This is a genomic window from Acidovorax sp. GW821-FHT11A03 (genome assembly GCF_058809075.1).
The window spans coordinates 1-13,129 of the sequence record NZ_JBXASG010000014.1 but is presented as its reverse complement, the minus strand read 5'-3'; the positions used below and the strand labels follow the sequence as shown (position 1 = coordinate 13,129).

The following is a 13,129-nucleotide window of genomic DNA, read 5'->3' as shown; positions in this document are numbered from 1 at the left end:
TTCACTCGCCCCCTTCGATCTGTTCCTCTACTGTTCGCCGAGCCTCACGCTCTAGACGCAGGGCCTCGCTTCTAAGCTCTGAAACTCTGAGGCCTGCTCTGCCAATGCGATCTGCCACTTCTTGATCCAATTCGGGCAACAGGCACTCTCCAATCTGCCGTACATCCAAGTGCGGGATGGATGAGCCAAAGGCGCGTGCCTTCAACTGCCTGAGACCGTAGTCAGAGGTCAGAAAGACAAACAGAAGACCCGCTTCGACTGGCGTATGGCAGTTGATTCGAATCGCATCTTCTGAGACTGCCCCTCCGATGATGTCGCCGTAAGGAAGCACGGGGCGGCCGATAACGCCTTGCAGTTGCCCAGAGCGGGGCACCAGCAGCGTGTTCGTACTGACGATGTATGGCTCCGCTAGCTTGCGCGGCAAGTAGTAAGAAGCTTGGGGATCGTTCCAGAAGATGGCTGAAGTACCGAAGAGCGGGACTCCTCCCGAGTCCGCATCCAGAACGACACGCTTGAAACGGTTCGGCTCCACGATGCTGGAAGTGAACTGTGCCAAGGTCTGAAAGCGCCCGGATCGCCTAATCCCGTCCGTCGCATCTTGGTGATAGCGGCTATGGAAAAAGCCGTCGCAGCGCCGTTGAAGACTGGACGCGCTAACCGATGACACAGAGAAGGGCGTGACAACCCCATGCGTCGGCAATGGCCGTAGTCCCGCCGTGGTCAAGAGTTCTGCGATGGCACGTTCGAGAGTGCTTGATGCCTCATCTCGCAACGACGCAGATCGTGAAATGGCTCGATCAATGCGTTGCTCAATCTCCGGTGAGAACCTGGGCACCGGCAGTTCCGCAATGTGCTCAGGCTCAATGTGCTGAATGATTGCGCCATAAGTGCCAGAGACAACCAGGGGTACGCCGTAGCGGCTGGAAAGGAAGGCGTATAGGTAGCCCGGCGGAATGCGATCCGGTTTGGGAACGACTCGAAGCACGTGCTCTGAGCAAGCCATCCCAGCCATTTCAGAACGTACATAGGCCATTCTGCCAATCGTTCCTGACCGCGTGATCAGGGTCCAAGCGTCATCAAGTTTGAAGAGCGGATTTCGCTCGACCTGCCTTTTCGACAGCAACGGCAGCGCAGAGAGATCTGCCGACAAGATGTCCGAGCTTCCAAGAAACGGAACACCATACCCCGGATCATCAACCCATGTGCGGCCCTCGCGTCCGGCGTGATAGATCCGCTCAGTGACAGTCGATAGCGTGTCAACGGTTTGCAAGCGCTTCAATGCATCTCGCGCTTCTAGCGCACCTGACATGTACGGGTTGCAGTCGAGACGCCGACCACCTTCATCAAGCCAGTTGGAGCGAACAACGCGTGCGTTCTTAAAGCTGGCAAACGTCATACAGCAACCGCCTCCGGGAACCAGATCGAGAGCTGTTGCTTTAGCGCGATGAACTCACCATCCAGGCAGCCTCCCACGGACACCTTGCTAGTGATCTTGCTGTAGAGCGCTGAGGAACGATTGCCCCGTAGGTTTGCACGAACAATTCGTTCAAGCGTGCCTTTGGGATCAAGAGGCTTCGCCGCGCCCGCGGGCCATTCTCCAGACGCCAATAACATCGCGCGGAGCGACTGATTGCCAGAATGGTGCAGTGCGTTCTGCACGTGAACATTGTCCTGCCAGATCCATTGTTCTAGCTCGGGATCAATCACCAAGACCTTGAAGGCCTCTGGCTGCCAGCCAACAGCAACAAGCTGACCCTCAATATCTGATCTGATTTGCGCTTGCCCAGGAGAGCCTCCGAAATCCCGGTCCAAGCAAACCACCAATCTGCGGTGAGTCTGAAGATAGCCTTTGCAAAGGCCTCCTGCGTGACGCCAAAGGCCGCCGTCGGTTTTTCCTTCCGCACGGGCGATGTCATGCAATGAATCAAACTGGAACGGGCCACAGCCCAGACTTTGATGAAACTGTGGTCGAGACAGGAACCCTCTGAAGGCCTCCGCCATGTTCATGTCGGCCACGTAAAACATGCAATCGCGCATTAACTCAACACCTCCGCTGCGAACAGAATTCCGAGATCAAGATCAATACCTTTACGCCACTCCAAAAGACGGGGGTGTTGGTTGCCTCGAATAATCTCGACCGCGCCAGAAGATGAGAGCCTAGAACAGACGAGTTGATCCAGTTCAACGCTCGCAAGAACCACGGGCGAATGTGACGACACCCAGACTTGGCTGTCATACATGGACGACAGTGATTGCAAAACGGCCTCGATGGCGCGTGGATGGATGCCGTTCTCTGGCTCTTCGGTCACCACGATGGCCGGCTGCTTGCTGAGGTAGGGCAGCAGCGTCAGCGTGAGGATGCGCAGGGTGCCATCCGACAAACCGGGTGACGGCACTTTGAAATCGCCCTTGTAGCTGACCACGAAGTAGGCGTGGTGGTCGTCCTCACGCTCACGCACTTCGATGTCAGTGACTTGCGGCAGCGCGGTTTGCACATGAGCAATCCAGTCGGCATAGCGATCACTGCGATAGTCCGCAGGCGCAGCTTCGGGAGCCCCCTCGCGCTTCAGCTCCAGTGCGAGCCAGGGGATGTTGCGACCGTTGGCGGTGATGGCCTTGGGCTGCCCCGGTGGGCTAGCTTGACGCATGGCCGACCAGTTGGGCTCAAGGAACACAGCATCGGTAGTCAGCAAGGTGTGCAGCCACCGCGCAGCGGGATAGCCCGCCTCGGACTCGAACAGCACGCGCGGCATGGCCAGCAGCGTCTCGGGCAGGCCGACCTTGACGGCTTTGGCGTGCGGTGTTTCTGGCTTGAATTCCGACTCGTAGCCGATCTCGCGCTTGAGTGTGAGGTGCCACAGCTTCTTGTTCGCTGCCGTTGCCCCGTGAAATCCCGCTTGTCGGCGGTCTGGCCCATCAGCCTCGGGGAAGAGGAAGAGGTACTCGTAGGCCACCAGCAGCGATTGATCTGCACCGATACGCAAGCCGATCTCGTAGCGGATGTGGGTCGGCCACTGACGGCGGTCTTCCTGCAACGCTTGGCGCGAGCGCTCCGTGCGTTTGCTGGCAAACAAGCCTTCAAGCACCTTTGATTGCACTGCCTCAGGCAGGCGGGCTTCGACAGCCAGCGAGAAGTCGCTGCCGCGCCCGGCGAACACCAGTTCGTTCAGGCTGCCAGCACGCGGCGGCAATTCAGGGCGACGCTCCATGAATGGCGCGGAGACATTGTTGGCACGCAGCAAATCACCCAAGAGAACGGGCAGGTCGAGCAAGGTGGTTTTGCCAGAGCCGTTGGCCCCGACGAGAACGCGAAAGTCGCCGACATCAACGCCCAGGCGTTCGAAGCAGCGATAGCGTGTGGCTTCAAGTCGCGTGATCATTTGCTGGGCTCCGGATGTTGGGCACGGAACTCGGCATAGGCATTGGCGATTTCGGGCAGGTCGTCGTCGAGGATGCGCTCCTTGCGGTGCAGGGTGCGCACTTGCAGGCCACCGCCGATGCGGACCTTTTCTTCGTGGCTGACATCCACGAGGATTTCTTCACCGTCAGGGTGTCGCTTGTAGAGCGTGTTGCCACGGCGGTCAAAGCCCACCTTCTCGGCGACTGCCATGAAGACGGGGTAGTCCCTCTTTTGGCCCAGGTCTTCTGCCTTGATCACCTCTTCAGGCTTGCGCTTCAGGAATAGCAAGCTTGTCAAAATGTTGACGTTGGCCTCGACGATAAAGGACTCCACCGGCAAATCGATGCTGGCCAGCACCCAGCAGTGGCGAAGAATCCAGTAGCGGATGTACTCATCGCCGGGGTTGCCTAGGATGCCGTCCGGCAAGACGATGCCAGCACGGCCGCCCGGCTTAAGCCACTTGACGCATCGTTCGATGAACAGCACCTCGGGCGACACTGCCGGCTTGATGGCATTGGTCATCACGAAGCCATCGCCTTGCCGCTCCCAGCGGCGGGCCAGCTCGTACTGCTCCAGGATGGTCTTTTCGGTAACCGGAATGTCCGAGCCAAACGGCGGGTTGGTCATCAAGACATCAATCGTGCCGAGCGGGATGGCTGCCTTCGCTGCGGGCACACCTGGCAGGTGGCCTGCCGGGAACTCCAGCGAGTTCATGTGATAGAGGTGGCCGAGCGAATTGCCAGCCATCATCACGTTCATCTGTGCGGCACGAACCAGGAAGGGATCGAAGTCAGCACCGAACAGGCTGTTGGCCGCGAAGTGGGCCAACCGGTCTCGGATGGAGACGAACTCGTCCGTGTTCTCGTCGCCTGCCTTGATGCGCTTCTCTTCGTGAAAGACCTTGTTCAGGTAGTTCAAGGTCTCGACCAGGAAGCCGCCCGTACCGCAGGACGAATCGAGCACGCGCTCATGCTCCTTGGGTGCCAACATCTTGACCACAAGACTGATGGCACCACGCGGGGTAAAGTATTGGCCGCGATCTCCACGCAGGTTGGTGCCAACGATTTCTTGGTAGGCCGTGCCCTTGGCGTCCACATCGGTTCGGCCAAAGTCGTAGCGGGCCAGTTCGGAGACGATGAAGGCCAGGGCGCGGTCAGACAGGGTGATCTCTTCGTTGCCCTTGAACAGACCGTCGTACTTCTTCTTCACCGCCTCAAAAAGCGGCTTGATGCGCAGGCGGATTTGCTCGCGTCCCGCAGCTTCAAACGGCTCAAACGGCCCCACCCAGAAGCGACGCGCATCGTTGGGCTGCTGCTCGTCATACATCTTGCAGAAGATGAGGTACAGGAACTGCCAGAAGGCCGCATCCTTAGGCATGCCTTCGTTGCCGTGGATGTAGTTGTGGCAGCGGCGGAAGGCCGTACGCAGCATGACCGGATCGGCACGACGCAGGCGCCCCATGGAGCGGCCTTCAACGCTGAAGGTGTCGTCACCCAGGGGCCAGTCGCCGATGGGCTTGAACTTGGTGTCGAAGCGGGTGACTTCTTTCTTGAAGAAGAAGAACTCCAGGCCGTTGGTCCACAGGCCGTAGTCGCAGCTATCGACTTCAGCCATTACGATTTCCAGCACCTCGAACTCTTTGCGTGCCTCTTCCGGATCACGCATGCGATAGGCACCTTTGGTGCCGAGCTTGGGCTCTTTCTCCACCACCACGGCGCGGTAGAGGTTGTCCACCGTGTGCGCTTGGCCAGGCTTGAAGATGGCGATGTCGAGCTTGCGGTTTTTGCCCAGCACCTTGACCTTGAAGTCAGGCTCCATGTCTTCGGCGGCAATGCCGTACTCATGAATGATGGCGCGGGCGATGCGCTGGCGGACTTGCTCTTTGTCGCTGTCCTTCACCGGTTTGCCGGTGATGTAGTCGAAGACCTTGCCCTCTTCGAGCGCGCTCTCGGGCGCTTGGGCTTCTTGATCAAGGTCGCTCATGTCGTTGTTGTCCTGTGCGGAGCGCTGCCTAGGCATTGCGGGGCTCCTTGTCGTCAAAGTCATCACTGCTGGCAGCGGCACCGCCCTCACGCACCCAGGCGTCCACGTCTTCTTTCTTGAACTTCCAGAAGCGTCCAACCTTGTGCCCCGGCATGCCCTTGGAGGTCACCCAGGTGTAGATGGTGTCTTTGGCTACGCCGAGGTAGTCGGCGATTTCATCGACAGAGAGCCAGCGGTCGTCCATGTCTGCATCCAAACAGAAATGCGCCGCCAAAAGGGCAGCGACTAAACAGAGTTTAAGCCACGCTCAGCCAAGCTAACACCACCTTACCGGTCTAAACCCTGAAAAAACCGAGCCAACCGTGCTGAGGCAGCGAACACGATGGGCTCAAGCTTTGCCTTCCTGTCCCCGGAGCCGATTTCATATCTACGTCCAAACTGAAAACTTGGCGTCCGAAACCGAACGGATTCGTACAGGTGTTGCGCAGGATTTACGAAACTAGGCTAAATCAAATTTGGTACATGCATTAATATTCGTACATGACTAACGTACACGCGACGAGATCATGAGCCGAGTTTTCGCCTACTGCCGCATATCGACCACCGACCAAGTCACCGAAAACCAGCGCCGCGAGATCGCTGCGGCCGGTTTCACCATCGACAAGCGGCGCCTCGTTGAGGAAAGCATCAGTGGATCCGTGGCCACCGCCGAGCGCCCGGGCTTCCAGAAATTGATGGACAAGCTGGAGGAAGGCGACGTGCTGGTCGTCACCAAGCTGGACCGGCTGGGTCGCAACGCTATGGACGTGCGCGCCACAGTGGAGAAGCTGGCCGGCATGGGCGTGCGCGTGCACTGCCTGGCGCTTGGCGGCGTCGACCTCACCAGCGCGGCCGGAAAGATGACGATGGGCGTCATCGCCGCGGTTGCCGAGTTCGAGCGCGACCTGCTGATTGAACGCACGCAGGCCGGCATTGATCGCGCCAGGGCAGCCGGCAAGGCATTTGGGAGGCCGCCAGCCTTAACGCCCGAGCAGCAACAGCACGTGGCCCAGCGCATTGCCGCTGGTGACGCCATCGCTGCGATCGCGCGCGACTTCAACACCACGCGGCAGACAATCATGCGGCTGCGCGCCAAGCAGTAATGCGGTCAGATTTGAAAGGAGAACAGATGCTAATCCGAGACCCAAATAGCCCGGCCGACAGTTGCCAATGCTTTACCCCAAACGCAAGCTCAGCATGGACCGACCAGGCCGAGGTCGGCATGACGAGAGACTACTGGGACGTCACCCGAATGCGCTGTGCCACTTGCAGCACGCCATGGCTGCGCGCTTTCCTCGAACATGAGGCGTTCTCTCGCTCGGGCCGCCACTACAGGGCGCCAACGACCGATGCAGCGCTCGCCGAAATCACCGCAGAGGCGGCCCTGCGCATCATCGAGGCAGCAGCTTTCAGGATCGCTGGCGGTAGCCGCTTCGATGGTGTTGAGCGATTGATCAGCGGACCGAGCAACTTGATAGCTGCACCGTAGCATTGCAGCTCACGTCAATTGTTTCGATCAAAGTCGTGCATGCGCCAGGAGCTCAGATCCCGAGATTTCGAGTGCTGCGGCGATTTTCAGGATGGATGCGATTCCGGGATTCTGCTGACCACGTTCAATGCTGCTCATGTAGGACCGGTCAATTTCGCTTCGATGTGCCAACTCTTCCTGCGAAATTTTTTTCTCCAGGCGCACCCGCCTGATAGCGGCCCCCAACGCAACCAATGAGGGATGGTCGGCGTGTTGAGGCGATGCAACTGGCATGGTTGGATCGTCTTTTTATGACGACAATCACACCACGGATGATCTTCCACATACACTAGCTTCGAGACCCAAATCGAACCCTGCGATTTCTCGCCGCTTACGCGAACGCCGGATACCCCCACAAACGGAACGAAGGACTCCACATCCATGAGCAAGCTGCCCCTCATCCTCCTCGCAATCGGCTCCATCATGCTGACCGTCCACCTCTTCCAGAAGCTGGTCACAGGCTTTGGCACTGCAGATGCCACCGACGCCATGGCCATCATGTTGCTAGCCGTCGCGTCGAAAGTGATTTTGCTCGGGCGTAACCAAGAAACGTGAGACCAGCACCGCATAAATCGAACATGTTTGCCTGAAAGTCACCCCACCGGAGCACGACGCTTGATCAATTTCAATTCATTTCGCAGGACAAAAATTATCCATATGAAAAAATTGCTCATCGCTTGCATCCCTGCTGTATTTTTTGCCTGCGCAGCGCAGGCTCAAAGCATCCTCGGTATCGCCCGGTATGCCGACCACACTGTGGCATTAACCAACATGCCTTGCCCCGATGGCTCGTATGGAAAAACCGCGACGTTTAACAGCTATGGACAAGGATCAGGTCGTGGTCATGGCTGCTGGACGCAAGTCGGCATCACGGTGAATGTGAGATGGCTGCAGGTAAGTGGTGAAAAGAAGCCCCCGACAACCATCCCTTCAAGGGACTTCGAGAAGGTAGAGAACTAAAGAAGCCGCTCGCGTACCCAAGACGCCATTCGGCGGCTCGCCAACAGAGTTCGATGGCACAACCGAATACGACAGGTGACCAATCAACCCTGGACAACGGCGCGACAGACTACATGCGAAGCACTCAGAATCCGCGTGTAGCCGCCTCGCCATGCACCGCACGCAGACGCTCCATGATCCGACGCTGGCAATCGGGGCTTTCAGCGCCGATCTCGTCGATGATGGTTTGGAAGAACGTTGCCGCGCGCTCGGTGCTCCACGCGACCTCGGCCTGCTGCAAGGCTAGCCGGATCAAGTCGCAACGCATCCGGTGGGCGTCACGCAGCGCAGGCGGCACGCGCAACTTGACCTTCCCATCAGCACCCTTGGTCAATGCGAAGTCTCGCATCAGCTGCACATCCTGCTCCAGCTCATCCAGCATACGCCAGAAATTCAGCGCCTTCTGCGTGGCGGGCACAGGATCTGCCACCACCGGCGTCAGCTCATGAAGTGGTGGAATCTGCGCGCGGACCTCCTGCGCCAGCCCCACCACCGCTTCGGCATCGGTTTCGCGGACGTTGCCAACGGCCACCTGCCGCCACCGTGCCCAGGTGGCATGCGGGACATCTGGAAACTGCTGCCGCGCGAACTGTAAGCCGTTCCTCACGCCATGCTCGCCGACCAATCGGCTAATCGTGGAAATCGCCTCATTGCGCTGCGGGTCTGCTGGCCTGGCCATCGTTTGCTCCATCTCAAAACTAAGAGCGATCATTCTCGTTTCACGACCGAAACGCACCACAGGCGGCACCGGTCAGACACTCGCGCACGAAGCCGAGCACCATCCACCTTCGCAGGCAACTCTAAGCTCGCAGCACTTCTGTCTCGTGTAACCGGCGTAACCAAGGCCGTTTTTTTACCCGGTTACACGAAACCCGCGCCAGCACTGAATTTCCGGCGATGTAACCATGTAACCGGGAAAACAGCGTATTCCCGCGGTTAAATTTCTCCCCCTCACCCCACCTCTACTTTTTATTTTTGAACTCAAGAACGTAGAAAAAATGCGGTTACATGGTTACACCGCTGGAAAGCCTTTATCCATGCGGGTTTCGTGTAACGGCTCGCCCGGTTGCGCTCCGGTTACGCCGGTTACAGCCACCACTGGAGCAGTCCCATAGTCAAAAAAAAGCCGCCCGAAGGCGGCATGCAGATTGGGAAGGTGGTCTCAGAACGCGGGTTCACCTGCTGCTGCATCGGTGCTGGCCAGGCTGTCGACCTTCGACAGCAGGACAGCCTTCGTTGTCTTGCCGTTGATCCGGTGTGACCCAAAGCCCCGGCCATCTGCGCTAATCAGCTTCAGGATTTCAGTTTTCTTTTTCCTATACCCGGGCGCCTCCGATGTATCGAAGTGCATGCTGAGGTAGTCGTCTAGCACCTTGTTGGCGCTGGTCAGGTAGTATCGAGTCTCTGAGCCATGGCCATCCTGCAATAGGTAGCTTTCCTGCTTGTAGAGCCATGGCAGAGCACCCGCCGCCATCTGGGGCAAGGAGTCAGAGAACCGCTCGTACAGCGTGTCGAGACCATAACTGCCGATGAACCCGTTGATCCAACGTTCCGCCCAAGTCTGAGCTTCCAGCTTGCCCAACCTCTGCATCTTCCCCACCAAGCGATTCAGTGTCTCTGCTGTGTAGGCCAGTACGCTATTGAAGTACCTTGGTTTGCCAACATCGTTGAACATCGGGCGCAGGTCGAGCGAGCCTGTCTCCTGAAAGATGCTCATGCGGTTTGCGAACTGATCCTCGATGCCATGGCTGGTCACAAGGGATCCTACGCTTTCCGCAGACAAAAAAATCTTGGCGAAGATCTCGACACTGGAAACGAGCTTGTTCTTGGGCGAGAGGGTGATCTCGGATTGAAGCTGCTTCAGCTCAGACTTCACCACCTTGAATTCGTCTACTACCAAGGCGAAGGCGCGCTTGAATTCCTCTGGCGTCCGCCCAACGGGCTTGCCCTCGAACATAGCCTCGATTTCCCTCATGCTGGTGCCCACTGCGAGCCCCAGCGCATTGAGCACGCCCAACAAGAAGCCCTTGCCCCAATCGGAATCCGCCAAAATCCAGAGGTAACATTTCTTGCGGTCCAGGGCGAAACGCGCCATCACCAGAAACTCTAGGAATTCGTCGAAGCGGGTGAAGTGCTGCTTGTAGTCATCGAGGATCGCCTGCTCGTAGCCGGCAGGCACCTCAAACGGCTTGTGGGTGAGAACGATGCGTGCCTTGTCTTCGACCAGGCTCATGCACGCGTCGCTAGCGAACATATCGGTGCGCCACTCAACGCTGTCCCGCTGATTCCAGTACTTCAAGTGATCGATGATCACATCAGCCGCCGCCATCGAGGTCTTGTGACGCAGCGACTTCTCCTCCTCCTTGGTCAGCGGCCCCATCGCAACAACATCGTCAACCATGTCGGAGATCGCCTTGGCGTTGACAGGTTTTCCGAAGGCTTGCACCAGGAACTTGAATGCGTCACCAGCGTGAAACTGGTTCAGGGCCTCAGCCTGGTTCAGCAGGAAGGCCTTGCTTTTCGAGCTGGACCAGAACGATCCGCCAATCATGCGGGCAATCACCCCTACGTCGATCCCGAAGCGCGCGATCTCTGCAGTGTTACTCGGCGGGATGCCGAGTGCCTGGCAAAGCCTACGCTCAATGGCATCGGCAACTTCCTGGGCATGTTCAGCATGGCTGCCAGGCGCTACGCCTGACGCCAGCGCCTGGCCGGCCAGCACTGGCTCAGTCTGCTCGCACACGGCTGGAACTGACACCAGGTCTTCGGCCTCAATGCCGCACGCGCGCAGCAGCTCCATGAATGCGGGCGAACGATACGGGGTGGCGTACTTCACGCAGCCACGCAAAATTTCATCACCAGGAAACGTCTCACCACCCCAACTAAAGCCGAGGCGTGCAATGTCGTTCGCGTCGCGACCCTTCAGGCCCGCCGCCCACTCGGGTACGACCACGGCGACACTACCGCCAGCTTCGTAAGCTGCCTGTACGGCCCTTCTTGTACCCACCGACTCGCGCAGATTCTCTGCATCACGGTCCGAGAAAATCACCAAATGCGCGTCTGGGAATCGGAGCCGGATGGTCTTCGCCACAGGCACCAAGTTTCCAGCATTGAAGGCAACGATGCAGGTATGTCCCGTAGCCTCATGTGCGCTGGCCAGCGTGGCGTAGCCTTCGCCGATGAGAATGACCTGGCGCTGCTCGCCGCCCACGTCTACTGTGAGTGGCTTACCGAATGAATAGAACAGGCCGCTGATTGCGCCATCCTTGACAAAATCCTTGTCTCGGTCGCTGTGAATCTTCCCGGCGAAGATGGCCTGCAAGCTATGGATTGTCTTTCCCGCCCCCCAGATCGGTACCAGCAGCGCCTGCTCGCTGATCGTCTCGACAGTACCGTTCTCGTGGTCGATCTTCTCCCATGCGCCGACACGCAGCCCGTGGGACTGGATGCCCTTCTTAACTAGGTAGGGGTGCGCATCACCTTCGCAGGGCTTTGCCCTCTCCCACATATACCGCGCATGGTCCGCCGCGGATGCTCGCGCCGCAGACTCCTCTGCTTCGGCTTCGGCCTGACGTTTTGCAGCCGCAGCTTTGCGGCGCTCGATTTCTTCGTGGCTGGGCTTGACGTACTTCGTGTCATCCCTCCACCCGGCGGTCTTGGCGTCAAAGAACAGGCTGCCGATCGTCGTGCGGCCGCCGGACTTAACCGACTTCCACACTGACTTGGCGCTGCCTGCGCTGTACTTCCCGTGCTGCGAGCCCCAAGCGTCCCAGATGCCAAAGCCATCCTCGCCGAATTCGGACTTCAGGCACATGGCCGCCTTCACCCACACGTCGCGGTCAGTGAAGTCAAGGTAGGATAGAGCTGACCTGACTCGCTCTTGTTCTGCATGCATCGTCGAGGTGATCATGCTGCATCTCCCCCAGTGCGAACGATACCCGCTACGGGCCAGCCGCACGGAGCGCCGCGATCCACTGCATGCTCCGCGACCTTGTCGAGCAGTTGCCAAACACCCATCCTGATCATGCGGCCGCCGCCGAGAGGGCTGCACCAGAACCAGTGCCCATCGGGCGAGCGCACGACAAATTGAACATTGCGATCGATCAGGCGACCACGGGTAACGCCATCAAGGCCCGGTAGCTGCCAGCGATGCCAGCCGTGCTCAACGTGCGGGTCAAATGGCCTTGGAGCCAGGCTTACCCCCAAGCCGTTCGGCAGACGCCATGCGCCATCGCTGTCAAGTCGTGCGCCCCAGTAGCTCATCAGCCCGCCGACGAAGTCAGGCCAATCCATGCGAAATTCTTTAATCGCCATCTTTGACTTTCTCAAAAATCAATCGATGGCCGTTGTACTGGGTGGCTGTCGTGAACAGATAATCGTCCAAGTCTCCAGCCGCTCCGCAACGGCCCCGGCCCGGTCACCTCGCCAAAGGTGTGCCGGGCTTTTTTCTTATGCCACTACCGCCTCCGCCTGATGCGCGAGCACGGCCCCACCATGCCATTTGCCCGGGCCGATTGGCCGAGGGAATTGCCCAGCCTTGCACCTCCGATACAAGGTCGGCGTGCTCCAGCCGGTTAAGACGAGGATCGCATCTGTTCCAAGCTGCGTGTCCGGGTGAACTTTCGCCATCTGCACCTGCGCCAAGGCGCGATCGAGCCGGATCTTGCTAATTTCCTTGCGTGCCATGTTCTCTCCATCACAGGGTATTGCCTTCGATGAAGTCGATTAAAGCGTCACGACAACGCTTGCAGTCCGAGCATCTGACCCGGCCACGCAAATAAATTGCGTCCAAACTTGCGTCCTAAAATTCCCAGCATTTGAGAAACGCTGATGAACAGTTGGCAGATTGCGGCCAGGTCATCAGCTTTTCAGACTGATGACCTGTCGTCGAGATTGACTCGTCTGCGCAACACTTTGGTACTATGCATCGCCCTCTGCTGATAACGGATGGACGAGGGTGAAGGTGCAGGTGACAACAGTGAGCCGCGACGCGGTGATGCAGAATCTCTTGCGCGCTCAGTCAGCCGTCTCGCCGCTCGATGATCCACACTTGGCCGGTCTCATCAATCAAGCCATCGCGCGCCGGTCCGCCTTAGCAGCAGCGCTAGGTGTGATGTCTCAATAGGTTGTTCATCCGTCTCGGATTTGGGAAGCTGGTTACCAGGCCAAGCAACTCAAGT

14 protein-coding genes are annotated in these 13,129 nt (G+C 58.5%); 4 read left to right on the top strand and 10 right to left on the bottom strand.

Translation table 11 applies throughout. The features are described 5' to 3' along the window. Window position 1 precedes the first annotated feature (1 nt). The 5 genes from mads5 to mads1 are packed head-to-tail and all read right to left on the bottom strand — an operon-like array spanning window position 2 to window position 5,627. Complete coding sequence (mads5, locus tag AC1RVY_RS26370) at window positions 2-1,396, bottom strand: methylation-associated defense system restriction endonuclease subunit S MAD5 (protein WP_492809102.1); 1,395 nt, start codon at window positions 1,394-1,396, stop codon at window positions 2-4. Further along, window positions 1,393-2,025, bottom strand: a complete 633-nt coding sequence (gene mads4, locus AC1RVY_RS26365) for a methylation-associated defense system protein MAD4 (RefSeq protein ID WP_492809100.1) — start codon at window positions 2,023-2,025, stop codon at window positions 1,393-1,395. The genes mads5 and mads4 overlap by 4 nt, the downstream gene beginning before the upstream one ends. Window positions 2,026-2,036: 11 nt before the next feature. After that, the gene (mads3, locus tag AC1RVY_RS26360) at window positions 2,037-3,380 is read right to left on the bottom strand and encodes a methylation-associated defense system AAA family ATPase MAD3 (protein WP_492809098.1); all 1,344 of its coding nucleotides are present in this window, start codon (window positions 3,378-3,380) and stop codon (window positions 2,037-2,039) included. Beyond that, complete coding sequence (gene mads2, locus AC1RVY_RS26355; protein ID WP_492809096.1) at window positions 3,377-5,383, bottom strand: methylation-associated defense system DNA methyltransferase MAD2; 2,007 nt, start codon at window positions 5,381-5,383, stop codon at window positions 3,377-3,379. The genes mads3 and mads2 overlap by 4 nt, the downstream gene beginning before the upstream one ends. Before the next feature lie 28 nt (window positions 5,384-5,411). Continuing rightward, a complete protein-coding gene (gene mads1 / locus AC1RVY_RS26350; protein WP_103524192.1) occupies window positions 5,412-5,627 on the bottom strand; it encodes a methylation-associated defense system helix-turn-helix domain-containing protein MAD1 in 216 nt (71 codons plus the stop codon). A 322-nt stretch (window positions 5,628-5,949) separates the two neighbouring features. Between mads1 and AC1RVY_RS26345 the strand changes: the two genes are divergently transcribed. Together AC1RVY_RS26345 and AC1RVY_RS26340 are read left to right on the top strand one after the other, a co-directional pair. Continuing rightward, window positions 5,950-6,525 (top strand): recombinase family protein, encoded by a 576-nt coding sequence (locus AC1RVY_RS26345; RefSeq protein ID WP_492809093.1) that lies wholly within the window; start codon window positions 5,950-5,952, stop codon window positions 6,523-6,525. Between the two features lie 119 nt (window positions 6,526-6,644). After that, window positions 6,645-6,911: a hypothetical protein gene (locus tag AC1RVY_RS26340; protein WP_492809091.1), complete on the top strand. Its 267-nt coding sequence runs from the start codon at window positions 6,645-6,647 to the stop codon at window positions 6,909-6,911. Window positions 6,912-6,938: 27 nt separating this feature from the next. Here AC1RVY_RS26340 and AC1RVY_RS26335 read toward each other — a convergent pair whose 3' ends face one another. Beyond that, the gene (locus AC1RVY_RS26335) at window positions 6,939-7,184 is read right to left on the bottom strand and encodes a helix-turn-helix domain-containing protein (protein WP_492809090.1); all 246 of its coding nucleotides are present in this window, start codon (window positions 7,182-7,184) and stop codon (window positions 6,939-6,941) included. 147 nt (window positions 7,185-7,331) lie between these two features. Between AC1RVY_RS26335 and AC1RVY_RS26330 the strand changes: the two genes are divergently transcribed. Continuing rightward, window positions 7,332-7,505 (top strand): hypothetical protein, encoded by a 174-nt coding sequence (locus tag AC1RVY_RS26330; protein ID WP_492809088.1) that lies wholly within the window; start codon window positions 7,332-7,334, stop codon window positions 7,503-7,505. Between the two features lie 60 nt (window positions 7,506-7,565). Beyond that, on the top strand, window positions 7,566-7,910 hold the full coding sequence (locus AC1RVY_RS26325) for a hypothetical protein (RefSeq protein ID WP_492809086.1): 345 nt from the start codon (window positions 7,566-7,568) through the stop codon (window positions 7,908-7,910). Window positions 7,911-8,034: 124 nt separating this feature from the next. Here AC1RVY_RS26325 and AC1RVY_RS26320 read toward each other — a convergent pair whose 3' ends face one another. The 4 genes from AC1RVY_RS26320 to AC1RVY_RS26305 form a co-directional block, all read right to left on the bottom strand. Beyond that, window positions 8,035-8,661 (bottom strand): hypothetical protein, encoded by a 627-nt coding sequence (locus tag AC1RVY_RS26320; protein WP_492809084.1) that lies wholly within the window; start codon window positions 8,659-8,661, stop codon window positions 8,035-8,037. Window positions 8,662-9,111: 450 nt separating this feature from the next. Further along, window positions 9,112-11,859, bottom strand: a complete 2,748-nt coding sequence (locus AC1RVY_RS26315; RefSeq protein WP_492809082.1) for a PriCT-2 domain-containing protein — start codon at window positions 11,857-11,859, stop codon at window positions 9,112-9,114. Then, window positions 11,856-12,263 (bottom strand): hypothetical protein, encoded by a 408-nt coding sequence (locus tag AC1RVY_RS26310; RefSeq protein ID WP_492809080.1) that lies wholly within the window; start codon window positions 12,261-12,263, stop codon window positions 11,856-11,858. Before AC1RVY_RS26310 ends, AC1RVY_RS26315 begins: the two co-directional genes overlap by 4 nt. A 135-nt stretch (window positions 12,264-12,398) precedes the next feature. Continuing rightward, on the bottom strand, window positions 12,399-12,635 hold the full coding sequence (locus AC1RVY_RS26305) for a hypothetical protein (RefSeq protein WP_492809078.1): 237 nt from the start codon (window positions 12,633-12,635) through the stop codon (window positions 12,399-12,401). Window positions 12,636-13,129: the final 494 nt, after the last annotated feature.